General features: G+C 67.1%; 26 protein-coding genes and 1 riboswitch. Of the genes, 16 read left to right on the forward strand and 10 right to left on the reverse strand.

Features of this window, described 5'->3' with window-relative positions:
* Positions 1–37: 37 nt before the first annotated feature.
* Entirely contained in the window at positions 38–985 is a 948-nt protein-coding gene (locus tag AB0H61_RS19465) for a hypothetical protein (RefSeq protein ID WP_357306213.1), read from the reverse strand.
* Positions 986–1,187: 202 nt separating this feature from the next.
* Between AB0H61_RS19465 and AB0H61_RS19470 the strand changes: the two genes are divergently transcribed.
* From AB0H61_RS19470 to AB0H61_RS19480, 3 genes are all read left to right on the forward strand, one after another.
* On the forward strand, positions 1,188–1,634 hold the full coding sequence (locus AB0H61_RS19470) for an RpiB/LacA/LacB family sugar-phosphate isomerase (protein WP_357306216.1): 447 nt from the start codon (positions 1,188–1,190) through the stop codon (positions 1,632–1,634).
* A gap of 111 nt (positions 1,635–1,745) precedes the next feature.
* Positions 1,746–2,375, forward strand: coding sequence for a type 1 glutamine amidotransferase family protein (locus tag AB0H61_RS19475; RefSeq protein ID WP_357306218.1), 630 nt, complete (start codon positions 1,746–1,748; stop codon positions 2,373–2,375).
* A 78-nt stretch (positions 2,376–2,453) separates the two neighbouring features.
* Positions 2,454–2,909: a MarR family transcriptional regulator gene (locus AB0H61_RS19480; RefSeq protein ID WP_357306221.1), complete on the forward strand. Its 456-nt coding sequence runs from the start codon at positions 2,454–2,456 to the stop codon at positions 2,907–2,909.
* A gap of 51 nt (positions 2,910–2,960) precedes the next feature.
* On the opposite strand, the gene AB0H61_RS19485 is transcribed toward AB0H61_RS19480, so the two are convergent.
* Positions 2,961–3,758, reverse strand: coding sequence for an HAD-IIA family hydrolase (locus AB0H61_RS19485; protein ID WP_357306223.1), 798 nt, complete (start codon positions 3,756–3,758; stop codon positions 2,961–2,963).
* Positions 3,759–4,000: 242 nt separating this feature from the next.
* Between AB0H61_RS19485 and fgd the strand changes: the two genes are divergently transcribed.
* Positions 4,001–5,011, forward strand: a complete 1,011-nt coding sequence (gene fgd / locus AB0H61_RS19490; protein WP_357306226.1) for a glucose-6-phosphate dehydrogenase (coenzyme-F420) — start codon at positions 4,001–4,003, stop codon at positions 5,009–5,011.
* A 106-nt stretch (positions 5,012–5,117) separates the two neighbouring features.
* Here the strand turns inward: fgd and AB0H61_RS19495 are convergent, their stop codons facing one another.
* From AB0H61_RS19495 to AB0H61_RS19505, 3 genes are all read right to left on the reverse strand, one after another.
* Positions 5,118–6,332 carry an O-succinylhomoserine sulfhydrylase gene (locus AB0H61_RS19495; RefSeq protein ID WP_357306229.1) on the reverse strand — a complete coding sequence of 405 codons (1,215 nt, stop codon included), beginning with the start codon at positions 6,330–6,332 and terminating at the stop codon, positions 5,118–5,120.
* Positions 6,329–6,745 carry a rhodanese-like domain-containing protein gene (locus AB0H61_RS19500; protein WP_357306231.1) on the reverse strand — a complete coding sequence of 139 codons (417 nt, stop codon included), beginning with the start codon at positions 6,743–6,745 and terminating at the stop codon, positions 6,329–6,331. The genes AB0H61_RS19495 and AB0H61_RS19500 overlap by 4 nt, the downstream gene beginning before the upstream one ends.
* A gap of 15 nt (positions 6,746–6,760) precedes the next feature.
* Positions 6,761–6,876, reverse strand: a riboswitch (SAM riboswitch).
* Between the two features lie 64 nt (positions 6,877–6,940).
* A complete protein-coding gene (locus AB0H61_RS19505) occupies positions 6,941–7,399 on the reverse strand; it encodes a hypothetical protein (protein WP_357306234.1) in 459 nt (152 codons plus the stop codon).
* Positions 7,400–7,782: 383 nt separating this feature from the next.
* Here AB0H61_RS19505 and AB0H61_RS19510 point away from each other — a divergent pair, with 383 nt between their 5' ends.
* The 7 genes from AB0H61_RS19510 to AB0H61_RS19540 all read left to right on the forward strand — a co-directional run bounded on the left by AB0H61_RS19510 (position 7,783) and on the right by AB0H61_RS19540 (position 15,768).
* Entirely contained in the window at positions 7,783–9,249 is a 1,467-nt protein-coding gene (locus AB0H61_RS19510; protein ID WP_357306235.1) for an FAD-dependent oxidoreductase, read from the forward strand.
* Positions 9,250–9,326: 77 nt separating this feature from the next.
* Positions 9,327–10,202 carry an amidohydrolase family protein gene (locus tag AB0H61_RS19515; protein WP_357306238.1) on the forward strand — a complete coding sequence of 292 codons (876 nt, stop codon included), beginning with the start codon at positions 9,327–9,329 and terminating at the stop codon, positions 10,200–10,202.
* Between the two features lie 451 nt (positions 10,203–10,653).
* The gene (locus AB0H61_RS19520) at positions 10,654–12,285 is read left to right on the forward strand and encodes a DUF4331 domain-containing protein (protein ID WP_357306240.1); all 1,632 of its coding nucleotides are present in this window, start codon (positions 10,654–10,656) and stop codon (positions 12,283–12,285) included.
* Positions 12,286–12,372: 87 nt separating this feature from the next.
* Positions 12,373–13,689, forward strand: a complete 1,317-nt coding sequence (locus AB0H61_RS19525; RefSeq protein ID WP_357306242.1) for a tetratricopeptide repeat protein — start codon at positions 12,373–12,375, stop codon at positions 13,687–13,689.
* A gap of 260 nt (positions 13,690–13,949) precedes the next feature.
* Complete coding sequence (locus AB0H61_RS19530) at positions 13,950–14,087, forward strand: hypothetical protein (RefSeq protein ID WP_357306245.1); 138 nt, start codon at positions 13,950–13,952, stop codon at positions 14,085–14,087.
* Positions 14,088–14,255: 168 nt separating this feature from the next.
* On the forward strand, positions 14,256–15,077 hold the full coding sequence (locus AB0H61_RS19535; protein WP_357306248.1) for an SDR family NAD(P)-dependent oxidoreductase: 822 nt from the start codon (positions 14,256–14,258) through the stop codon (positions 15,075–15,077).
* A gap of 406 nt (positions 15,078–15,483) precedes the next feature.
* Positions 15,484–15,768: a hypothetical protein gene (locus AB0H61_RS19540; protein ID WP_357306250.1), complete on the forward strand. Its 285-nt coding sequence runs from the start codon at positions 15,484–15,486 to the stop codon at positions 15,766–15,768.
* Between the two features lie 99 nt (positions 15,769–15,867).
* Here the strand turns inward: AB0H61_RS19540 and AB0H61_RS19545 are convergent, their stop codons facing one another.
* Positions 15,868–16,350: a DUF456 domain-containing protein gene (locus AB0H61_RS19545; RefSeq protein WP_357306253.1), complete on the reverse strand. Its 483-nt coding sequence runs from the start codon at positions 16,348–16,350 to the stop codon at positions 15,868–15,870.
* Positions 16,351–16,625: 275 nt separating this feature from the next.
* On the opposite strand from AB0H61_RS19545, the gene AB0H61_RS19550 reads away from it, so the two are divergent.
* Positions 16,626–17,663, forward strand: coding sequence for a cupin domain-containing protein (locus AB0H61_RS19550; RefSeq protein WP_357306256.1), 1,038 nt, complete (start codon positions 16,626–16,628; stop codon positions 17,661–17,663).
* A 27-nt stretch (positions 17,664–17,690) separates the two neighbouring features.
* On the opposite strand, the gene AB0H61_RS19555 is transcribed toward AB0H61_RS19550, so the two are convergent.
* Complete coding sequence (locus AB0H61_RS19555) at positions 17,691–18,353, reverse strand: hypothetical protein (RefSeq protein WP_357306259.1); 663 nt, start codon at positions 18,351–18,353, stop codon at positions 17,691–17,693.
* A 268-nt stretch (positions 18,354–18,621) separates the two neighbouring features.
* On the opposite strand from AB0H61_RS19555, the gene AB0H61_RS19560 reads away from it, so the two are divergent.
* Positions 18,622–19,725, forward strand: a complete 1,104-nt coding sequence (locus AB0H61_RS19560) for a CaiB/BaiF CoA-transferase family protein (protein WP_357306261.1) — start codon at positions 18,622–18,624, stop codon at positions 19,723–19,725.
* 55 nt (positions 19,726–19,780) lie between these two features.
* Here the strand turns inward: AB0H61_RS19560 and AB0H61_RS19565 are convergent, their stop codons facing one another.
* On the reverse strand, positions 19,781–20,473 hold the full coding sequence (locus AB0H61_RS19565; RefSeq protein ID WP_357306264.1) for a CoA pyrophosphatase: 693 nt from the start codon (positions 20,471–20,473) through the stop codon (positions 19,781–19,783).
* Positions 20,474–20,558: 85 nt separating this feature from the next.
* Positions 20,559–22,064, reverse strand: coding sequence for a PLP-dependent aminotransferase family protein (locus AB0H61_RS19570; protein WP_357306266.1), 1,506 nt, complete (start codon positions 22,062–22,064; stop codon positions 20,559–20,561).
* Positions 22,065–22,126: 62 nt separating this feature from the next.
* Between AB0H61_RS19570 and AB0H61_RS19575 the strand changes: the two genes are divergently transcribed.
* The 3 genes from AB0H61_RS19575 (at position 22,127) to AB0H61_RS19585 (ending at position 23,793) form a co-directional block, all read left to right on the forward strand.
* Positions 22,127–22,423 carry a hypothetical protein gene (locus AB0H61_RS19575; protein WP_357306269.1) on the forward strand — a complete coding sequence of 99 codons (297 nt, stop codon included), beginning with the start codon at positions 22,127–22,129 and terminating at the stop codon, positions 22,421–22,423.
* Between the two features lie 49 nt (positions 22,424–22,472).
* Positions 22,473–23,045 carry a methylated-DNA--[protein]-cysteine S-methyltransferase gene (locus tag AB0H61_RS19580; RefSeq protein ID WP_357306272.1) on the forward strand — a complete coding sequence of 191 codons (573 nt, stop codon included), beginning with the start codon at positions 22,473–22,475 and terminating at the stop codon, positions 23,043–23,045.
* Between the two features lie 106 nt (positions 23,046–23,151).
* A complete protein-coding gene (locus AB0H61_RS19585; protein ID WP_357306275.1) occupies positions 23,152–23,793 on the forward strand; it encodes a DUF998 domain-containing protein in 642 nt (213 codons plus the stop codon).
* 12 nt (positions 23,794–23,805) lie between these two features.
* Here the strand turns inward: AB0H61_RS19585 and AB0H61_RS19590 are convergent, their stop codons facing one another.
* Complete coding sequence (locus tag AB0H61_RS19590; RefSeq protein ID WP_357306278.1) at positions 23,806–24,090, reverse strand: hypothetical protein; 285 nt, start codon at positions 24,088–24,090, stop codon at positions 23,806–23,808.
* Positions 24,091–24,184 lie beyond the last annotated feature (94 nt).

A 24,184-nucleotide genomic window follows, 5' to 3' on the forward strand; every position in this document is an offset into this window, starting at 1 on the left:
TCTGTGAGGCGTGCGGAAGGTCTGTGGGGTCGTCTGATCAGATCCGGGGCGCGGGGATCCACGTGCCGATTCGGGTGGTGGGGTGGGCGATTTGGGCGGCCCGGGTCAGGCGGGTCAGCCATTCGTGGGGGGTTTCGAGTTCGCGCCAGGTCCAGCGGATGACGATCCAGCCCAGGGCTCGGAGTGCGTCCTCGCGGGCCTTTTCCGCGATCACCACGTCCTCGGGGGATCGGGTGCCGCGCAGAGCCGCGCGGTACTTCACGAGGCCGTCGAATTCGCCGATGACGCCGAGCTCGGGGAAGAGGAAATCGACTCTTGCCACCTCCTGGTGATCGGGGGTGAGGATGTGTGCCTGCAACTCCGGCGCGGGAAGGCGAACCGCCCGCATCGCGACACGGCTGCGGGATTCGCCCGCGCTCTCGGAACGGCCATCCAGGAAATCCACCACTCGGCGCGCCGCCGGGACGCCGGGACGCCCGACTGACCGCGCAAGTTGTTCCGCCAGTTCGGCTCTCGTTGCCTTGCCGAGCCGGAGTGCGCTGTCACCGGCGACGACGGCCTGCTCGAAGGGAACCGTACGGGCCAGGTCGATCACCGTTCGTGCCACGCTGGTCACCGACAGGTCTCCGACCCGCACGATTTCGTCGGCATCGATGCGCATCGAATGCAGGACGACCTGCCGGGTAGCGCGCCCACCGGTCGAGCGATCGCGGGCGAGGTGGACCCGGCTCAGCGGTACGCCCCACATCGTCAATCCGTGCGCGATCGAGGCGGAAACGTGGCTCACCGTGGCGTCCGGACTGGAGGCCTGCACCACGGCATTCGTCAGAACCAGATGTCGCTCTTCGGCGGTCAGCTCTGCCGCACCCTCGGCCTCGATGTACGAGCCGCGCCGAACCCGCCGCCAAGCCGCTCCGTGCAACTCCCGGTCGGTGAATCCGGCAACGAGCGCGTCCCCGCGCGATATCGGAACAGGACGATCCATACCGCCGATCCTCAACCGCACACCCCCGCCAAACCACACCCCCACCCCAAAATGTGGACAACTCGCCCCCTGTGGACTACCGGGCCAATGGCGCCCACAAAGCCTCCACACGCCTCACAGAGGGTGCACGCTCTGTGAGGCGGGCGGAAGGTCTGTGGCAGCTACGATCCCAACCCAACGGGTAGCGCTCTACCCTGGGTGTATGCGGATTTCGGTGGCGGCGGATGAGTGCGTGGGGGTGGCCGGGGAGTTGGTCGAGGAGCTCGGGCGTCGGGGGTTGGAGACGGTGGTGCATGGTGCGCTATCGGAGACCGAACGCGACGATTGGGCCTGGGCGAGTGAGGCGGCGGCGCGGGATGTCGTCGAGGGGCGCGCCGAGCAGGCGATTGTCTGCTGCTGGACCGGTACCGGCGCCTCCATCGCGGCGAATAAGGTGCACGGGATTCGGGCCGCGCTCTGCGGGGATGCCGCCACCGCTGCCGGGGCACGCAAGTGGAATGACGCGAATGTGCTGGCGCTGAGCCTGCGTACCACCTCGCGGGCGGTGCTGACCGAGATTCTGGACGCCTGGTTCGCGGGCGAGCCGAGTACGGGTGCGGACGACCGGGCCAATATCGCGCATCTGGCGAAGATCGAACGCGAGCACTGAAGCGAGGTCGTCGACTTCGATCAGAACACCGAATCACAACCTGAGCCGACATCTCTTCGGTTCAACCTATTGACAGTATGCTGTCAAATATGACAGCATACTGTCATGGCAATGAAGACAGTTCACACGGCGGTTTACGACACTCTGGCCGACTGGGAGGTCGGGGCGGCCACCGCACATATCAACAATCCGACGTGGCAGGTCGCGCCGGGCACATTCGAGGTGAAGACCGTCGGCCTGACCAAGGACCCGATCGTCACCAAGGGTGGCATGCGGATCGTGCCGGATCTGGCGCTGGCCGATCTCACGCCCGCCGACAGCGCGATGCTCATCCTGCCGGGCGCCGATACGTGGATGGGCGAGGAACTGGTTCCCTTCGCGCGCAAGGCGCGGGAGTTCCTGGATGCGGGGGTGCCGGTCGCGGGGATCTGCGGCGCGACCTTCGGACTGGCCAGGGAGGGTCTGCTCGACACCAGGAACCACACCAGCAATATCGCGGAATTCCTGTTGTACAGCGGATATTCGGGTGCGGACCGGTACATCGACCAGCCCGCGGTGACCGACGGCAACGTGGTCACGGCCTCGGGGATGGCGCCGTTCGAATTCGCTCGCGAGGTGCTCGGCCTGCTCGGCGTCTACGAGCCGCATATCCTCGACGCCTGGTACCGGCTCTTCGCGCACAGCGATCCGGCGGCCTACGCGGTGCTCGACGAGTACGAACAAGCACAATCGGTCGCATGACGAGCGACCCGCGAGACAGCGCGTGGCAATCGGGCCGGAGCGGGCGGGGCACAGGCCACACTTCGTCCGGGCACGGACATGGCTGAGACACCCGAACAGGAGCTCTTCAGCAGCGCCGCGATCACCTCATTTCGGCTGAACGGCCAATTCCTCTCGATCGCGGAGGAATTGGCCGCACCGGCGGGACTGACCGCGGCCTGGTGGCAGGTGCTCGGCGCGGTGCTGCGCGAACCGCTGCCGGTGGCGGGCATCGCCCGCGCGATGGGCATCACCCGGCAGAGTGTGCAGCGCATCGCGGATCTGCTCGTGGACAAGGGTATGGCCGAGTATCGGCCGAACCCGGCGCACCGCCGCGCCAAGCTGGTCGCGGCGACCGACTCCGGTCGCGCGGCGATCGCGCGCATCAACCCGCGTCACGCTGTGCTCGCCGACCGGCTCGCCACCGAACTCGGCCCGGATCGCCTGGCGGAGATCGTCACCGCGCTCACCGACCTCGCTGCCGCGCTCGACGCGCTCACCGGCAACACGGACTGAATCCGAACCGCGCGAGACCGCCTGTCGAACAGGGCAGTCCGCCGCGTCGATCTAGTCGAACGGCTTGGTGGTCCGCCCGACCAGATCGGCGACCGAGTCGAGCACCAGCGTCGGCCGGTACGGGTACTGCTCGACAGACGCCCGGGTGGAGATGCCGGTGGTGACCAGGATGGTCCGCATACCCGCCTCCAGTCCGGAGACCACATCGGTATCCATCCGGTCACCGATCATCACGGTGGATTGGGAGTGGGCGCCGATGCGGCGCAGCGCCGAACGCATCATCAGCGGATTCGGCTTACCGACGTAGTAGGGCTCTCGCCCGGTCGCGCGGGTGATCAGCGCGGCCACCGAACCGGTCGCGGGTAGCAGGCCCTCCCGGGACGGACCGGTCGCGTCCGGATTGGTGGCGATGAAGCGGGCGCCGCGCTCCACCAGCCGGATCGCGGTGGTGATGGCTTCGAAGGAGTAGGTGCGGGTCTCGCCGAGCACCACATAGTCGGGGTCGCTGTCGGTGAGGACATAGCCGATTTCGTGCAGCGCTGTGGTCAGCCCGGATTCGCCGACCACGTAGGCGGTCCCGTTCGGGCGCTGGTCGTTCAGGAAGGTCGCGGTGGCCAGCGCCGAAGTCCAGATCGCCGCCTCCGGGATATCCAGGCCGGTATGCCGCAACCGGGCCTGGAGATCCCGCGGGGTGCGGATCGAGTTGTTGGTCAGTACCAGGAATGGGATTTCCTTGGCCCGCAGCTCGGCCAGGAATTGATCGGCGCCCGGAACCAGGTGGTCCTCGTGCACCAGCACTCCGTCCATATCGGTGAGGTAGGACAGGATCGGCTCGTCGTCTGCGGTCACCGGTCAATTATCGGCTACCCGGGCGGGCCCGGCGGGCGATGTGCCGTGCGATGCGACCCAGCGCACACCGCCGGACCCCGCTGACTATGGTCGAAGTCGGCCGTATGCGACGCCGGCGCGGGAACGCCCGCGCGCTCCCGGCGGTTGTAGCGGGACAGGTCCGCGGCACGCCTGCGGCCGAACCCGCGTGCGGAATTCCCGCACCGGACGCGTGGCAGCGAAGCGACAGGAGTGGCGCACATATGGGTGGTCTCAAACTCGGATACAAGGCGTCGGCGGAACAATTCGGGCCGCGTGAGCTGGTCGACATCGCGGTACTCGCCGAGGAACACGGACTCGACAGCGCGACGGTGAGCGACCATTTCCAGCCATGGCGGCACAAGGGCGGGCACGCCCCGTTCTCGCTGGCCTGGATGGCCGCGGTGGGCGAGCGCACCGAACGCATCCAACTCGGCACCTCGGTGCTGACCCCGACCTTCCGCTACAACCCCGCCGTGATCGCGCAGGCCTTCGCGACCATGGGGTGTCTGTACCCGGAACGGATCATGCTCGGCGTCGGCACCGGTGAGGCGCTCAACGAGATCGCCACCGGATACACCGGGGAATGGCCGGAATTCAAGGAGCGTTTCGCCCGGCTGCGCGAGGCGGTCGACCTGATGCGCGCCCTGTGGACCGGTGAGCGCACCGATTTCGAGGGCCAGTACTACAAGACCGTCGGCGCCTCCATCTACGACGTGCCCAAGGGCGGCATCCCGATCTACATCGCCGCGGGCGGCCCGCTGGTGGCCAGGTACGCCGGCCGCGCGGGTGACGGATTCATCTGCACCTCGGGCAAGGGTATGGACCTCTACACCGAGAAGCTGATGCCCGCGGTGGCGGAGGGCGCCGCCAAGGCCGGGCGCAGCGTCGACGATCTCGATCGGATGATCGAGATCAAGATCTCCTATGACACCGATCCCGAACTGGCGCTGGAGAATACGCGCTTCTGGGCCCCGCTCTCACTGACCCCGGAGCAGAAGCACAGCATTACCGATCCGATCGAAATGGAGGCCGCCGCCGACGCGCTGCCCATCGAGCAGATCGCCAAGCGCTGGATCGTCGCCAGCGATCCCGACGAGGCCGTCGCTCAGATCAAGCCGTATCTGGATGCCGGGCTGAACCACCTGGTCTTCCATGCCCCCGGCCATGATCAGCGGCGCTTCCTCGAGCTGTTCGAGCGCGATCTCGGCCCGCGGTTGCGCTCGCTCGGCTGAATCCGGGTACGAAAAAGGCCCCACGCCAACCGATTTCGGGCGAGGGTGGGGGCTTTGCACATCTCGGGAAGGCGTGGCCGGGTCGAGCGACCCGGCCATCGGCATCTCAGCGCAGGGCGTGGTCGAGATCGCCGAGCAGATCCTCGACATCTTCCAGACCCACGGAGATCCGGAGGACACCGTCGGACAGGCCGATCGTGGCGCGCCCCTCCGGGCCCATGGCACGGTGAGTTGTGGTGGCGGGGTGGGTGATCAGGGTTTTGGAGTCACCGAGGTTATTGGAGATGTCGATGATCCGCAGCCGGTTGAGCACCTCGAAGGCCCGCTTCTTCGCCTCGTCGGCGGGAGCGTTGAGCTCGAAGGTGACCACGGTGCCGCCGCCGCTCATCTGACTGGTCGCCAGATCGTACTGCGGATGCGATTCCAGGTACGGGTAACGCACCCAGCCGACCGAATCGTTGCCCTCCAGGAACCGGGCGATCTTCAGCGCGGACGCGGTGGAGTGCCGCACCCGCAGCGGCATCGTCTCCAGACCCTTGAGCAGCGTCCACGCATTGAACGGGCTCAGCGCCGGACCGGTATGGCGCATCAGGTTTTTCACCGGACCGTCGATGTAGTCCCGCGCGCCGAGAATGGCGCCGCCGAGCACCCGGCCCTGACCGTCGATGTGCTTGGTGCCCGAGTAGACGAGCACGTCGGCGCCGAGATCGAAGCCCTTTTGCAACAGCGGGGTCGCGAAGACGTTGTCCAGCACCACTTTCGCGCCCGCCGCGTGCGCCAGCTCGCTGACCTTGCGCACGTCGACCAGGGTCTGCATCGGATTGGCCGGTGTCTCGAAGAAAACGGCCTGGGTCGGCACCGACAGCGCCTGCTCCCACTGGTCCAGATCGTCACCGTCGACGAAGACGGTCTCCACACCCCAGCGCGGCAGGATCTCATTGCACACCACGAAGCAGGAGCCGAAGAGGCTGCGCGCGGCCACAAGTCGATCGCCGGCGCCCAGCAGTGCGCCGAGCGCGGTGAATACCGCCGACATACCGCTCGCGGTCGCGAAACACGCTTCGGCGCCGTCGAGCAGGCGTATCCGCTCCTCGAACATGGCCACCGTCGGGTTGCCGTAACGGGAGTAGACGAAGTGCTCGACCTCGCCGGTGAACGCGGCCTCGGCCGCCTCGGCGCTTTCGTAGACGAAACCGGAAGTCAGATACAGGGCTTCGGAGGTCTCCTCGAAACCGGAGCGCCGCAGACCGCCGCGGACACCGAGGGTCGCGGGGCCGACGCCCTCCGGCAGCGGCTTGTCGAAGGCGCCGCCGGTGATCACGACTGCCGCCAGGGCAGTCCGAGGGCACGCCACCCTTCACTACCGCGATGGCCGAACGCGTCGAGCGCGCCTTCGAAACCCTCGAGCACGTTGTAGGACGGGGCGATGCCGAGCTGGGTGGCGACGGTCGCCGCATGCGCCGAACGCTGACCGGAGCGACACAGGAAGACGACGGGCGCCTCCGGGCCGCGGCCGTCGAGCGCCTTGCCCAGCTGATCGGCGAACTCGGCGTTGCGCGCGCCATTGCTGTCGACCCATTCGATCAGCACGGTCGGCCGCTCGATCGAGCTCGTATCCGGTACGCCGACGAAGCGCCATTCCGCCTCGGTACGCACATCCACCAATACGGCTTCCGGGTTGTCCCGCAATATGTCCCACGCCTGCTGCGGGGTGATGTCACCGGCATAACTCATGTCGAACCTCCTGTGAATCCGCACTTGCCGCACCTGTGTTCGGTGCGCGGCCAGGTCGTCACCCGGAGCACCCCACCGCGGAGGAGGGTTGCCGACCAGCCAGCCGGGGCTTGACGCTGGTTCTCATGACCTACGGACTGAGATTGCCTGGGCGACGGCCACCCTGTCAAACATCGGTTCGCGACACGCGGACGGTCAGTCGCAGACCAGCCACTTATCGCCGGACCGGGTGAAGTTCCAGGTCGCGGTCGCTTCGCGGCCATCGACCTTGGTGGTCACCGTCGCCTTCGCCCGATCGCCGTTGACGGTCGGATTCTCGATTTCAATGACCTCGATGGACTTTCCGGTTGCCGCCGTGCCGAACTGAGCCGCCAGCGGCGACTTGCTCTCGTCGAAACTCGCGCAGGCCGCGCCCGGCGGCGGCATGAGATCGCTGTTCGCACGCGCTTGCGCGTAGTTGCGCGCGGCCGCCGCGATCCGGTCGGCTTCTGTGACATTTTTCTCAGCGGGCGAGAGCAGCCCGCCCGCCACGATCGCGACGAGCACGATCGCGGCGAAAATCGCCGCCGCGATGAACGGCACCATGGTGCGCTTATCGGTCTGGTCGACCACGATCGCTTCGTCGCCCTCGGGGTCGGGCCGCTGCTCGGTCATATACCGATGATCCCTGGTCGGCGTGGTTATCCGACGCCGACCCCCGTCTCGCGCGGCGGGACCGCCACGCCCGCGCGATAACGCGGACCGGACGGTCCCTCGATAATGATGTGAGCGGGCTGGCCATCACCGCTGGGAGGCATAGCATCCACCCAGCTCACGGCACCCTGATAGGTCGCTCGCCGCGCCACCGATAGAATCGCGAGAATGCGACCTGCTGTCATAGCCATTCGACAGCTCACCGTCGTAGCGACCTGGGGGCCGTGTAGCCACGAGCCAGCAGCACCAGCGTCCGCATCGCGAGGTGCAAGCAAGCGGCGCGTCAGCTTAGCCTAAGCTAAAACTGACGCCATTAATTCTCGACCATAAGGTGCGCGTAAGAGATGACCGAACAGAGTGCAGCATCAACGAGCGGTGTTCCCGGCCCCTCCGTGGTGACGCAGGCTGCCTCCTCCGGGCCTGACGCTCACACCGCGGCGGCCCGCCCGCTCCGCATTGCGATCGTGGGCGCGGGACCGGCCGGTATCTACGCCGCCGACGCGTTGATGAAGTCCGACGCCGAGGTGAGCATCGACCTGTACGAGCGCATGCCCGCACCCTTCGGGCTGATCCGCTACGGCGTGGCACCTGACCACCCGCGGATCAAGGGCATCATCACCGCCCTGCACAAGGTGCTCGACAAGGAGCAGGTGCGCCTGCTCGGCAATATCGACTACGGCACCGATATCACCCTCGACGACCTGCGTCGCTTCTACGACGCGGTGATCTTCTCCACCGGCGCCAACGCCGACCGCGCACTGGATATCCCCGGCATCGGCCTGGACGGCTCCTACGGCGCCGCGGACTTCGTGTCCTGGTACGACGGACACCCCGATGTGCCGCGCAGCTGGCCGCTGGACGCGGAGAAGGTCGCGGTCCTCGGGGTCGGCAATGTCGCGCTCGACGTGGCCCGCGTGCTGGCCAAGACCGGTGACGAACTGCTGCCGACCGAGATCCCGCCGAACGTCTACAAGGGACTCAAGGACAACAAGGCCATCGAGGTCCACGTCTTCGGACGCCGCGGCCCCGCCCAGGCCAAGTTCACCCCCCTCGAACTCCGCGAACTCGACCACTCCCCGACCATCGAGGTCATCGTCGACCCCGAGGACATCGACTACGACGAGGGCTCCGAGGCCGCGCGCCGCCACTCCAAACAGGTCGATATGGTCGCCAACACGCTGGAGCAGTGGGCGATCCGCGACCAGGGCAACCGGCCGCACAAGCTGTACCTGCACTTCTTCGAATCGCCCGCCGAAATCGTCGGCGACGAGAACGGCAAGGTCGTCGGCCTGCGCACCGAGCGCACCCAGCTCGACGGCACCGGCAACGTCAAGGGCACCGGCGTGATCAAGGACTGGGACATCCAGGCCGTGTACCGCGCGGTCGGCTACCTGTCGCAGAACATCACCAACCTGCCGTTCGACGATCAGGCGGGCACCGTGCCGAATGAGGCCGGACGCGTCATCGCCGACGAGAATGCCGACGGCGCGGCCCGCTACATGCCCGCCACATACGTCACCGGCTGGATCAAGCGCGGCCCGGTCGGCCTGATCGGCCACACCAAGGGCGACGCCAACGAGACCGTGGCCTGCCTGCTGGACGACGCCGAGAACTTCACCCCGGCCGAACAGCCGGAACTGGATGCCGTCACCGAGTTCCTCGAGAGCAAGGGCATCCCGTTCACCACCTGGCAGGGCTGGTACCGCCTCGACGCACACGAGCGCGCCCTCGGCGAGCCCGAAGGCCGCGAACGCGTCAAGGTCGTCGAGCGCGAAGATATGCTGCGCGCCAGCGAACCGCACAAGGTCTGATCCACCCGGGCCGCAACGGTCCCATTTCGGCGACCGTTGCGGCAGCAGAAACTCCGCTACTGAGGCATTCTGTTCACGTGTTCGATGCCCATTTCCACATCTTCGACCCGCGGTTCCCGCTGGCCGAGAACGATGGCTACCTGCCCGACCTGTACACCATCGCGGACTATCGAAAGCGCATGTCGCGCTTCGACGTCCGTGGCGGTGCGGTGGTCAGCGGTTCCTTCCAAGGCACCGACCAGACATATCTGAAGGCGGCGCTGGCGGAGCTGGGTGCGGGCTGGGTCGGGGTAACCACGCTCGACCTGGACGCCAGCGACGACGACATCATCGAGCTGGACCGCATCGGGGTGCGAGCGCTGCGCTTCAACCTCAAGCGCGCGGCCGCCGACATCACCGGCATGACATTGCAGGCGCTGCGCGCGCACGAACTGGTCGGCTGGCATGTCGAGGTCTATATCGACGGTCAGATGCTCGCCTCGCTACAGCCGGTCATCTCCAAACTCCCCGCCCTGTCCATCGACCATCTCGGCATGTCCGATGAGGGCCTGCCCTACCTGCTGGACCTGGTCGACCGCGGCGCCCGCGTCAAGGCAACCGGATTCGGCCGCGTCTCGATGAACGTCGCCGACACGCTGCGCCGCATCCACACCGTCAACCCCGAGGCCCTGATGTTCGGCACCGATCTCCCGGGCACCCGAGCGGGTCGCCCCTTCGAGGACTCCGACGTGGACCTCATCTGCGACGTGGTCGGCACCGATATGTTCGCCGTCCTCGAAGACAATGCCCGCGCGTTCTACCGCCTCCCCGCCTACGAACGCGCCACCGCCGCCGACCCGCTCCCCACGGTCCCGCTGCACCGCACCGAACAACCCACCCTCCCGCTGCGTCGCGACGAACTCCCCACCCCGGTCCCCGACGACACCATCCCCTTCCCGATCATCGAGAGGTGAGACGCGCCCGCCCAGGGCAATGGGGTTGAGCCGCAGGCGAATCGGTTGCCGAACGGCTGCTGGGCGATGAACGCGCCGCTTACCCACGTTCCGGTGGCCAGCAGGCCGCCGAGGAGTTCGACACGCACGGACCGGCAACCGGCCCGTCTGCGCCACCCGGCCCGCGCGCCTCGGCCGAGGCTACTTCCGAGCCCGCAACCACCCCTGACCAGCTACGGCGCGACCTCGGCTGGATATTCGGCGAATACTACGGCGATCCGAGATAGGTCGATCGACCGATGTGGCCGGACGGGCCTGCGATCACCATTGGCAGCACGGTCTCGATAAGCACCGATCATCGGAGGTTCGAAAGGCGTACGTGAAACGCCTTGCCTTGCCTGCCAATTCATATTCCGAGCCGTGCCCGATCGCGCTCCGGCGCAGATTCATCGCATTTGTCGAAGGAAACCTCATGTCCCGTCCACTCCGCCGCGGCACTCGTGCCGCAGGCATTCTCTTGGGTGTAGGTGTCATCGCGCTCGGCACAGTGGGAGGGCCCGCGCTACAAACCGCGGGCGCCTCCAGCCACCGCGAGGCCCCCTTGGTCGCCGCCGATCCGACGGTGGACAACACCGACGTCTACTCGTTCGTCAGCCCCGATAAACCGGACACCGTGACAATCGTCGCCAACTGGTTCGGGCTGCAGGAACCCAACGGCGGCCCGAATTTCTATCCCTGGGCCACCGACGCCAACTACGACATCAATATCGACAACGACGGCAACGGGAAGCCCGACATCACCTATCGGGTCACCTTCGCAACCGAAGATCGGCGCGCGGGCAGCACCTTCCTGTACAACAACGGTCCGGTCACCGCACTGAACGACGAGAACCTGCTGTTCCGGCAGAACTACACGGTATCGGTCAGTCACGGCGCGAACGATTGGCGGCCGATCGCGCAGGGCCAGGCGGCTCCGTCGTTCACCGGAACGGCCTCGATGCCGGACTACGGTCAGCTGCGCAAGCAGGCGACCGCGAATCTGCCGGGCGGCGGGTCGGTCTATGTCGGAGCCGCGGAGGACCCCTTCTTCCTCGACCTGCGCGTATTCGATCTGCTCTACGGTGGTGATCTGTCCGAGGTCGGTACCGACACACTCGCCGGATACAACGTCAACACCGTTGTCCTGCAGGTGCCCAAGCGCGACCTCGCGCTGCGCAACGACCCGGCGCGCAACCCGGTGATCGGGGTGTGGAGCGACACCGAGCGCCGCTCGATGCAACTCAGCCCCGGCGCGGCGACATCGGTCGGTGAGTTCGTGCAGGTGTCGCGGCTGGGCAACCCGCTGGTGAACGAGGTGGTCGTCCCGGTCGCGCTGAAGGACGCGTTCAACAGTCTGTCGCCGAGTAAGGACGCGACAATTCCCGACGTCGTCCGGCGGGTCACCGATCCCGAACTGCCGAAACTGATCGAGGCGCTGTACAAGGTGCCCGCGCCGGCGGCCCCGCGCAACGACCTCGTGGAAATCTTCCTGACCGGGATCGCGAAGAAGGCGCCGACCCTGGACGGCAGCACCCCGCCCATCCAGGCGGACCTGAACTCGCAGATCCTCAATGCCGACGTGCAGGCCGCGGCGTTCCAGCCATCGGAGATGTTGCGCCTGAACATGTCGGTGCCGGTGACGGCGCAACCGAACCGGCTGGGCGTGATCGGCGGTGACCTGCAGGGATTCCCCAACGGTCGGCGGCTGAGCGATGACGTGGTCGACATCGCGCTGCAGGCCATGGTGGGTGCCGCGCAGACCGGCAAACCGGTCGACGCCCTCGCCGCCGGAGACGCGGTCGATGCCAACGACACGTCGTTCTCCAGCAGCTTCCCGTATGTCGCGCTGCCGTCGCCGGGCAAGACCATGGTCCAGGCGAAGGCGACGAACGCGACCACGAACGTGGCCGTCACGGCGCCGCAGGACACCGACGACAGCACCTCCACGGTGCTGCTCGTCGCGGCCGGTGTCGGCGTGGGTGCGGTGGTCGCGGGCGCCGGCTGGCTGTTGATCCGCCGCCGGGCGCGCAGGGCATCGGCGTCCACCCCGCCGCCGAGCTCCTGACATCTCGTTCCGGTGGCGGGACCGATCCGGTCCCGCCGCCGGAACGATCCCCCGCTTCGCGCACATGACCACCCCGAAGGACTTGTGATGTCCGAACTTCTTTCCCGTACGCTCCGTCGGCCTTTGCTCATCCTGTTCGTCCTGGCCGGAACGATCGCCGCCGCACTGGGAGTAACCGCGGCGCTGCCCGACGACTCCCCGACCGCCCAGCCCGTCACCACCGACCCCGGCGGCCCGTTGGTCGCGCAGATCACCCAGACGCAACAACAACTCGATCGCGTACCCGGCAATGCGATCGGTTGGGCCGGTCTCGGCGCCGCCTACGTCGAGCTGGCCCGGGTGACCGGCGATCCCGAGAACTACGGCGAGGCGCAGCGGGCGCTGGATCGATCGCTGGAGCTGAAGCCCCAAGGCAATGCCGAAGCGCTCACCGGACTCGGTGCGCTCGCCAACGCCAGGCACGACTTCATCGCCGCGCGCCGCTACGCCGAACAGGCTCTCGCGCTGCGACCGGACAGCGCGGACGTCTACGGCGTCCTGATCGATGCGCTGACCCAACTCGGCGAGGCCGACGCCGCGACCGCGGCCGTGCAGCGGATGCTCGACTTGCGCCCCGGCGTTCCATCGTTCACCCGCGCCGCCTACGACCTCGAACTGCGCGGTCGCACCGACGAGGCCGGGCAGGCGCTACAGATGGCGCTGAACGCGGCGAATACCGCCGACCAGATCGCTTTCTGCCGCTACCACCTCGGCGAGCTCGCGTTCCACACCGGAAACCTCGACGAGGCCGAGAACCATTATCGCTCCGGTCTTCTGGCGAATCCGGCGAACGCGGCACTGCAACAGGGCATGGCCAAGACGTACGCGGCCCGCGGCGATCTCGACCGGGCCATCGCCGAGTACACGGCTGTGACCGACCGCGCGCCGCTGCCCGAATACCTGATCGAGTTCGGCGAGCTGTTGGAGGCCATGGGCAGGCCCGGTGAAGCAGCCGCCAAGTATCGGGAGGTCTCCGACCAGTTCCGCAGGCTCGAAGAGCAGGGAGCCTCCGAGTACGTGGACGCCGCTCAGCTCGCCGCGGAACACGGCGATCCGGTCGAGGCGGTACGGCTGGCGCAGTTGGAGTTCGGCCGCCGCCAGAGCGTCATCACCTCCGACGTGCTCGCCTGGTCGCTGCACAAGGCGGGGCGCGATGCCGAAGCGATCGTCTACGCCGACCGGGCGGCTGCGCTCGGCTGGCGCAGCGCCACCCTCGCCTACCATCGCGGCATGATCCTCGCGGCGCTGGGCGAGGCCGATCAGGCCGCCGCCGCACTGTCCGAGGCGCTGCGGACGAACCCGTATTTCTCGCCCTTGCACGCTCCGCGGGCCCAGCAGGCCCTCCAGGCGCTCGGCGCTCGATGAACCGATGAGGACACGCCCGCGTCGACCGGTCCGCCGGATCTACGCGGGCGACTGTCCGTGCTATTCGGGCTGATCCGTCCCGCAATACGGCAGGAGGGTGTCCGACTCCTCCCCCGTCTCGACCACACGAACGTCGCCACGGCAGCGGCTATTCGATCGCGGCGGAACTGGTGTTGTGAGCGCACAGCGGGACATCAAGGATTCGTCAATCCGGTGCGCCGAACCTTGTCCGCGGCGCCGCGAGGACTTTATATCGGATTATGACCACCACTCCGGACGCGCAGCCTGATCTGTGCACGTCGTCCGGCGCTGTCCTGGTCGGCGGCGTGCACATGTTGCCCTCGTCGCTGGAACTTTTCGGTTTCGGAAGTGAGGACGAGCCGCCGAGTCCGGCTTGATATCTCCCTCTTTCCGCCCTGTTCGGCGCTGCCACGGGGCGCCTCTGTGCGTACGGAAGCTACCGCTGCCGTACGTATTCCGATGACTGTCCGCGCGCCTGGATCACTCGTTGCGGATTCATCCGCCGTCAGTCGACGGCGGACCCACGCTCACTCGATAGGAGAGCTATGTTCGAAACTCTGTCCGCGGTTCGGATCACCATGGTGACCGGCGTCGATACCCGTCTCGGTCTCGCGACCGCGCGACGGCTCGCCGCCGACGGCGCCGCCGTTATCCTGCACGCGCAGGGCAAAGAAGGCGCCGAGGAAGCGTTCGAAGAATTGGCGCAGGCGGGCACTCCGGCTGCCCGGCTGCACGTCGTGCACGCGAACTTCTTGAAACTCACCGAGGTGGACGAGCTCGCGGCCACATTGGGCGCGACGGTGACGCGCCTGGACGCGCTGATCGATGCCGCGTCGATTCCTGGCGGGGAACGCCGCTCACGAACCGAAGACGGCTACGAGACGACCCTGCAGGCCAACTATCTTGCGCCGCAGCGCTTGATCACGGCGCTGGCACCCGCGGTCGCGGCGGCACAAGGCCGCGTGGTGACCGTGTCGTCTCCGCAGCACGTGGGGGGCACCGTGGACTACTCCGACCTGGATCGCAACCGCGGCATCTACACCCCGCTGGCGGTTTACGCGCAATCCAAACTGGCGATGACCATGTTCACGCGGACACTCGCCGAGACCGGTCCCGAGGGCCTGACGGCGGTGAGCGTGCACCCGGCCGATTTCGAAATCGACATGCCCCAGCTCCGCAGTCAGGTGAACGCGCCGATGGACGATGCCGCCGATCTGCTGGCGATGTACAGCGGCTCCGGCGCCCCGGTCGTGAACGGCTGCTACTACGAAGGCACTCAACTGGCGCGACCGGCTGCGCTGGTGCGCAATTCACGTGCCCGAGCCCGCCTGGCCGCCTGGACGAATCAGCAGCACCCCACCGCTTGACCACACGAGAAACCTAGAGGCAGCAACTCCGATGTCGAAACGAGCCAGCAAGAAACGCGCCCGCCGGAAGAAGAAGGCCAACCACGGTCATAAGCCCGGACAGCGCTGAAACGCCCACCCCCGGACTGGGACCGAGGCTGGGAAACCCGAAGCCCCGCGGTGCGCCCACTGCGCGCCGCGGGGCTTCGCTCGTTCTGTCACCGTCGCTGTGTTGTCGCGCCAGGACACATGGGACGCGCTCTACGGGGATGCACTCGACGCGGTGTGAGCCGAGGGCGGCCACCGGGCCGGGGCGGCATCGGCCCGCGTGGACGGTCAGCGAGAAATTCGGCTCAGGTAATACGGCGTGCTCGTTTTGACGAAATCTTTCCGAACCGACCCTGATCTCGAGGAATAGCCTGGTGGTGTGGAGGTCGAGGTGACCCGCTTGGCGGGAATCGGTGTACGCAAAGACTTTCCGGTGAGCACCACGCGCGGTCGGATCGGTGTCATCGAACACCGTGACGGCACGATCGACCTGATTGTCGGCAACGCAGGCAATTCCGCCCGCGTCGAGCTGATACCGCTGTCGGCGGAGGAGGCTGCGGTGCTGGCCGATCTGCTCGGTGCACCGCAGCTGGTGAACCGGCCGGACGATGAGCATCGCGGCTGCGATGAGGCGGTAACTCGGCACGTGCCGGTTCACCGTTGACGTGACCACCGCGTAGCAGCGGTCGACGGTCTGCGATCTGATCGAAGATCGTCACTTCCGCCATCAACCGGCCGACCGCCCGGCGGCTCGACGGGACCGCTAGGCGATAAAGGCGCCTATTACCCAAGTTCCGGTGGCCAGCAGGCCGCCGAGGAGTTCGACGAGCATGGACAGCCCGACGCCCTTGAGCGCGTGTTTCGTTGCCTGCCAAGCCTGTTGGTTCTGTCCGAGGCGTTGGAGTTCCGAAAGGTAGACGCCGAGAACGAATCCGACGAACAAGCCGACCAGCGGAATTACGAAGAAGCCGATTATGCCGAGGACCGCGCCGAGGAACAGGGCGCGGTTGGACACGCCCGCGTCCTTCATCTTGCGACCGGGCCAGGTGTATTTGACGATGCCCGAGATCACCAGGAAAGCGGTGCTGACGGCGAAGACGGTCCAGGCGGTCACGCCGCCGGTGAGGAATGCCCAGACCGCGATCGCGCCGAAGATCAGGATCACCCCGGGCAGGATCGGCACGATGATCCCGACCAGCCCGACCAGAATGACGAGGCCGACAACGACCTCTCCCCACACACTCACCGCTGATCCCTCCGATAACCGCGCTCCGGCACGCTGCCAGGATTCTCGCCTATGCACCTCCCGCCCGCACAGCGGAGGCTCCGCAGCGCGTTAGGTGTCGGCTCCGACCGCCACCCGGACCGTTTCTCACGTCCGGTTGCGCGAGCACGCATACTCAGGTGTGCTGACCTGCGTTTTTCACCAGCAGACCGGCGTTGAGCATTTGCCCGCACGCCCCCGCGCCCACGGGCATGATCGACTCGGAACGATCTCGACCTCGTGATCAAGGAGGACCGGTGCGCCATCCCTCGATCCATACCGCCTCGCTGCTGTCGGGCGAAGAGATCTACCGGAGTGAACTCGGCTCGTTGACCAGGCTGACGGCCGATAGTTTCCCGATTCTGAGCGGGCTTTCGATCAAACGGCTGACGCTGGCGCCGGGTGCGATCCGCGAACCGCACTGGCATGCGAACGCCACCGAACTCACTTACTGCACGGCCGGACGGGCGCTGGTATCGGTGCTGGACGACGGCAGCAGATTCTCCTCGTTCCTGGTGGGTGCCGGGGAAATGTTCCACATTGATTCCGGCGCTCTGCACCATGTGGAGAATATCGGCGACACCGAGGCGGAGTTCATCTTGGCGTTCCGCCATGAACGACCCGAGGATTTCGGATTCGGTGCCTCTCTCGGTGCGATGACCGATTCCGTGCTCGGCAACACCTACGATCTGCCGGCCGCGGATTTCGCCGAGATCCGGCATAGCACCACCGCGAAGCTGATCGTGCGCCGCGACGGCGATCCGGAAATCCCGTCCACCGCTCATTTCGGCGACCCGCACCACTTCGCCATCGAAGCGATGGCGGCGCCGGTGGATTCACCGGTCGGCTCCGCGCGCACCGCGCGGGAACAGTTCTGGCCCGCACTGCACGACATCTCGATGTATTCGCTCCGGATCAGGGAAGACGGTATGCGCGAACCACATTGGCATCCCGTCACCGCCGAAATGGGCTATGTCCATCGGGGTTCGGCGCGGATGACGATCATGGATCCGGACGGGACCCTGGACACCTACACCGTGAACGAGGGCGAGGTGTACTTCGTCCCGCGCGCCTACCCGCACCACATCGAGGTCGTCGACTCGCCCCGAATCCACCTGCTGATCTTCTTCGACCAACCCACACCCGCGGATATCGGCTACCGCGCCTCGATGAGCGCCTACTCCCGCAAGGTCCTCGCCGCGACATTCGGCGTGGCTCTCGACGCCCTTCCCGACCTGCCCTTCACCCCCAGCGACCCGCTGATCGTCACCAGAAACAATCCGCTCGCCCCGTAGCCGTAGCGATACGGGCGCGCACGGCCGTCACGTCGACGGGTTCGATTCGTGACGACCGGTAGCGAGGATGTACACGCTGATCAGCAGTACCCAGGCCGGGAAGACCAACCCCACCCAGACGCTGTAGCTCACCACGATCAGCAGGAACAACGCGAGTAGATAGGTGGTCAGCACCAGCCATCGCGGCATCAAACCGGTGCGCAGCCAGATCGTTCCCAGGCAGATCATGAAGACCCCGGCCATGCGCACCGCGTAGACGCCATTGAGCTGCAACATCACCTCACGCCCGAAATAGACGATGTCGTCCGGAACATCGCTCGAGTGGCGAGCGATGGCGAGGATACCGCCCGCGACGCCCATCGAGGCGAAAACCATGGCCACGAAGAGCAGTCCGCTGCCGAACAGCACCGTCGAGAAGAACCGGTCCTCGAATTGCCCGATGCGGTCGCGGATCACGCCGATGAACCACAGGAACGCGATCCCCGCGAAGGGCTCGAGCACCAAGGCGAACTTGATTCTCGAGCCACTCGGTCCCGTCCAAGCGCCCTCGGAGAGCGGGTCACTCGGCAGCGAGATCCGCAGCAGCACAAGGCTGACCGCGAACAGCACGGCGAAGAGGATGCCGGCGACGGCCGCGGAGCGCGGCGTCGTCAAATGGCGGAACTGCCTCTCATGATGTGTCTCGGCCATGGTGGTCGGCTGCACTCCCGAGGGGAATTCGATTCGCTGGCAAACGCACGGCAAATCCTAGACGACGGGTTGCGAGGCCGCCAGAGGCCGCGTTCCGCGCGACCGCGGCATCCGGTGACACCGCCGGATGCGCGTCGGTCGGGCGCACAGCAGAGGTTCCGTCGGCGGATCCGACGTTATTGTCATACTGTCAATACATCCCCGGGCGCGCTCCCGGGGCCGCACCGGGTCGCCGGTGCGCTGGATCAACGACGAACCGAGGTAGGGCGTGAGCACACCATCCACCGCCACAGCTGAGCAGGGCCCGCTCGCGGGCATCAGGGTAGTCGAGCTGGCCGGTATCGGCCCCGGTCCGCACGCGGCACTGCTGCTCGCGGATCTCGGCGCCGACGTGGTGCGGGTGCAGCGGCCCAAGATGCTGCCCGGCTTCATGGAACGGCCGCAGTGGCGCGGACGCACCATTGTCGAGGCCGATCTGAAGGATCCGGCGGATATCGAGAAGGTGTTCGGGCTGATCGAGAAGGCCGACGTCCTGATCGAAGGTTTCCGACCCGGCGTCACCGAACGCATGGGCCTCGGCCCGGATGACGCGCTGGCACGCAATCCCGAGTTGGTGTACGCCCGGATGACCGGCTGGGGGCAGGAGGGCCCGCTGGCCGACCGCGCGGGCCACGACATCAACTACATCTCGCTGACCGGCGTGCTGAACGCGATCGGCCGCAAGGGCGAACGCCCGGTGCCGCCGCTCAATATGGTCGGCGACTTCGGCGGCGGCTCGATGTTCCTGGTGTTCGGCGTCCTCGCGGCGCTGGTGGAGCGGCAGAGCTCCGGTAAGGGGCAGGTCATCGACGCGGCGATGATCGATGGCGCGCTTGCCCTTTCGCACATGATCTGGGGTATGCGCGGGGTCGGCCTCTGGTCGGATGAGCGCGGCACCAACCTGCTCGACACCGGTATGGCGTTCTACGACACCTACGAGACCTCCGACGGCAAGTACATGGCGGTGGGCGCGATCGAGCCGCAGTTCTACGCGGAACTGTTGCGGGGCTTGGAGATCGACCCCGAGGGCCTGCCGATGCAGATCGACCCGAACGGCCAGGATCAGCTGAAGAAACTGTTCAGCGAGAAGTTCAAGACCAAGACCCGCGACGAGTGGGCCGCGATCTTCGACGGCACCGACGCCTGCACCACCCCGGTGCTGACCTTCACCGAGGCCGAGCAGAATCCGCACATCGTCGCGCGCACCGGACTGGTCGAGATCGACGGTGTGGTGCAGCACGCCCCCGCGCCGCGCTTCTCCCGGACCCCCACCGCCATCCCCACCCCGCCCCCGACCGAGGCGACACCGTTCGAATCCGTCTGGGCGGATTAGGTTCTCGGCGCACCGTATATCCGGCGAGCTCCATCGCCGGATATGCCGTGCGACGTCAGTGGCGGGTCCAATCGGGTTGGGTGAAGTCGGCGATTCGGGCGTCCGCCGGGTCGCGGCCGAGTAGCACGACTTCCCGGAATTGCCAGAGCAGTGCGCCGGTCGGCGCGTGGATGGTCATATTGTCGGCGAGCCGCATCTGTAGGAAGTTGCCGCCCTCGGGGGTGGTGAACGGCATCGTGCCGGGGAGATCCGCCTGTCGCACGGCCTCGCCGGGCCGCACCCACCGCGGCACATCGTCGGCGGCCAATCTGGCGAGATTCACCAGATGTACCGAGTGGACCTCGGCGGGGCTCGGACGCAGTGCGGTGGCGTCGGCGAGGGCGGCGACGAAGGGGGTGATGACGAAGCCGGAGGCGGCCGGAAAATCGTCCAGGCGGCCGAGCAGGTCGGCGGGGGTGGCGGTAAGGGCGAGTTCCTCGTGCAGTTCGCGGATCGCGGCCTGCGCGGCGGTCTCACCGGGGTCGACGCGACCGCCGGGCAGCCCCCACTGCCCCGCGTTGCGGCCCCGGTAGGCCCGTTTGATGACGATCACCGCCGGGGAACCGTCCGGCGCGGCGACAACGCACAGCACGACCGCGGCGCGCCGGATATCCGGCGCATCGGGTACTTCTACATGCGGGAAGCGATGCAGACAGCGGTCGGCCGACGCGCGGAAATCGTCGACACTTGCGGGGACACTCGGCGCCATGTAGTCGATACTGCCCGAGATCGAATTCCGCCGCGTCGCGGGGACCGGGCGATACCGCGGGCGCATGGCGCACGGGCTGTCCGGATCAGTAGCAGGTCAACGGCTGGAGCGGGTCGGCGGCGCGGGGCGTGAGCGCCTCGTACGCGGCGGCGATCGCCTTGACCGCCAGACGCAATTCGGATTCCTGATGGGTGAAGGGCAGGCGCAGGAAGCGTTCGAAGGCGCCCTGGACACCGAAACGCGGTCCGGCGGCGAGCAATACACCGAAATTGGGCGCGGTGGCGGCGAGTGCGGTGGACACCGGCGCCGGAAGTTGGGCCCAGAGCGACATGCCGCCCGCGCCCGCGCTGACCCGCCAGTCCGGCAGTTCCTCGGCCAGGGCCTCCAGGAGAGCCGCGCGCTGGGACCGCAATTGGTCGCGGCGGCGATCGAGGATGGTCTCGGCGTTCTCCAGCAGGTACCCCGTGGCGAGCTGGTCCATGACGGGGGTACCCAGGTCGACGGTCGAGCGGATGCCGAGCAACTTGGTGATCAGCGCCTGGTTGGTCCGGATCCAGCCCACCCGCAGACCACCCCAGAAGGATTTGGAAGCCGAACCGATGGTGACGATTTCAGCGCCCTTGGCGAAGGCGGCGACCGGCGGGGGCGGGGTCACCGAATCCAGCCCGAGCTCGACCATCGACTCGTCCACCACAATGGTCATCCGTGTGTCGCGGGCGATGGCAGCCAGTTCGGCGCGGCCATCGGCGTCGAGCAACAGACCGGTGGGGTTGTTGTAGTCGGGCACCAGATAAGCCAGGGTCGCCGCGGTTTGCCGTGCGGCACTGCGGATTCCGTCGAGATCCCACCCCTGCTCCGGATTCTCCGGGCGCAGCGGCACCGGGACCGGACGGGCGCCGACATCGCGAATGGCCTCGATGGCGTTCGGGTAGGTCGGATGGTCGATCAGCACCCGGGCGGCGGGCGCGGTCAGCACATTGAGCAGCAGCCGCAGACCATGCTGGGCGCCGAGGGTGACCAGGATCTGATCCGGTTCGGTGGGCAGGCCACGCTCGGTGTAGCGGCGGGCCAGTGCCTCGCGCAGTGCGAGCACACCAACCGGATCCATGCCGTGGGTACCCAGATAGGCCGGAATGCCTTCCAGCGCAGTGGAATAGGCTTCCTGCATTTCGCGAGGCGCGGCCATGGCGGCATAGGTCATATCGATGGTCGTCAGCTCCGGCTGCGACATCATGGCCAGAATGCTGCGTGCGGGCTTGGTGCCGTCGTGCGGCACCGCGGGCGGCAGCGCCACCGTACTGCGCGAACCCTGGCGGCTGATCAGGTAGCCGTGCTCGCGCAGCAGCGCGTAGGTGGAGGTGATGGTGGTGCGGCTGACCCCGAGCGTGCCGGCCAGATCGCGTTCGCTCGGGAGCGCGACACCGAGCGGAGCCCGCCCGTCGTGGATGAGCAGCCGGATGCCCTCGGCGAGCGCCAGGTAGGCCGGGCGTGCGGAACGCCTGCCGCCCGATTCCGCACCGTCGTCGTCCGCACTGCGCCAGCGGCCCAGATCCCTGGCCAGACTGGCCGCACCGATCACTCTCGTCGCCATACAGTCCAGTATTGAGGGATTGGATATTTTTTGGCAAGGCCAGTCGGCGCACGCTATCCGTTATGACCGCGCTGCTCGCCCTCCTCGCCCTCCTTGCCTTCGCCTACGGCATCCACCGCTTCGCACCGAAGAGCGGCGCGGAAACCTTCCTTCTCGAACGCTTCCGCCCGCCGGGACCACTGACCGACCGGTCCGTTTCCCACTATGAAGAGCAGCGACGATATGCCGATCTGGTCGCCATCTACGGCCGGTCCGACGTGCCGGACCCCGAGGCGGGACCCGCACCCGCCCTCGCACGGACACGGGTGCGGCCGATGGCAAACCCCAGTTGCGGCACCGTTAAGGCCAGTTTTTCATAACTGGACTGGACTGGTCGAACTTGTCGGACCCAGGGTGCAGACTGATCCCATGGGTGCCTCCACTCGACTGCCCGCGGCGGCAGCGCTGTTCGAGACCGCGATCGGCGTCTGCGCCATTGCGTGGAGCGCAGACACCGTGTTCCGGTTCCAGCTTCCCGATAAGGATCCGGACGCGCTCCGCGCGCGCATCACCCGCCGACGCGTCGGCGCCCCCGATGACGGCGAGGTCCACGAGGCCGAACCCACCGGCGCGATCACCGACGCCGTCACCGCGATTCAGGCACACCTCGCGGGCGAACTCGACGATCTACGCTGGATTCCGCTGGACACCGGTGGAATTCCCGAGTTCCACCGCGCGGTCTACGCGGTAACCCGCGCCATCGACCCCGGCCACACCCTCAGCTACGGCCAGGTGGCGGACCGCATCGGAGCACCGGGCGCGGCCCAGGCTGTCGGGCAAGCGTTGGGCCGCAACCCCATTCCCCTCATCATCCCGTGCCACCGCGTGCTGGCGGCCGACCATGCCCTGCACGGTTTCTCCGCACCCGGCGGGATCACCACCAAACAGCGGCTGCTCGAAATCGAACGGACTCCCGGCTTCGGTGAACCGACGCTCTTCTGAGCGAATGCGCCTCACCTCGGATCCGAGCGATTACTTTCCGCGCCGCGCACCGTCTGATCCTTCGAATGGCCGGCAACGGCACACTCGAGCCGATGAGGAGAAGCTGATGAAGACCGAAAAGCTGCTTGCCGCAGGACTGTTCGCCACCCCACTGTTCTTCGTGGTGGCGTTGAGCCAGGCATTCACCCGCGACGGTTTCGACCTGAGCAAGCATATGATCAGTCAGCTGGCGCTCGACGACCTCGGCTGGATCCAGATCGCGAATTTCCTCGTGACCGGCACCCTGTTCGCCCTGGTCGCGGTCGGCCTGCGGCGCGTGCTCACCGACGGCATCGGCCGGGTGTGGATTCCGCGCCTGGCCGGCGTATTCGCCGCCGGAATGATCGGCGCGGGCATTTTCGTCTGCGACCCGTATCAGGGCTACCCGGTGGGCGAGGCCGAGGTCATGACGTGGCACGGCACCCTGCACGGCGTGATGGCCGCGGTGGGCGGTCTGGCACTGGTCGCCGCCCACGTGATTCTGGCGCGGCGCTTCCGTCGCGAGAACCGCACGCGCATGGCGGTGACGAGCATCGTCGTCGCCATCGGCTACCTGGTGCTTCCCTTCACGATCCCCGGGCTGACCAGCATCACCTTCGCCCTCGCGTCCTTCCTCGCCTGGGGCTGGTTCGCCATCGTCGCCAACGGCCTGCGCGGCGAACAGCCCGTCACCCCGGCGGTCCGCGCGCACGCCCTGCAGCCCGCCTGAGCTATCCGACGATCATTCGGGCGGCGGATGCTGACGGAAGAATTCGCAGGCATCCCCCGTCAGATATCCGTCCATACAGGCGAAATACGTCTGAATGCAGCTGTTCGTGGTACACCCGAGTTCGAGCAGCCGCTGGTGGATCCGCAGATTGCGCTGCTGGCGAGCGTCGGGGGTCACCGTGGTCGGGGTGGCACTGGTGGTCGTCGACCCATTCGACCCGGAGCCATCCGAGCAACCGGACAGCAGCGCGAGCGCGGCCACCGCCGCGCTTACCGCAACCGACACCCGCACAGCCATACACAACCTTTCACAACGCCCGTTACCTGACGGTACCCACCACTCAGCGGGTCAGCGTAGCGAAGCGCGAAATGCCCGGATCATTCGCAGGCGA

The sequence above is a fragment of the Nocardia sp. NPDC050710 genome, from assembly GCF_040654375.1.
GTDB lineage: Bacteria > Actinomycetota > Actinomycetes > Mycobacteriales > Mycobacteriaceae > Nocardia.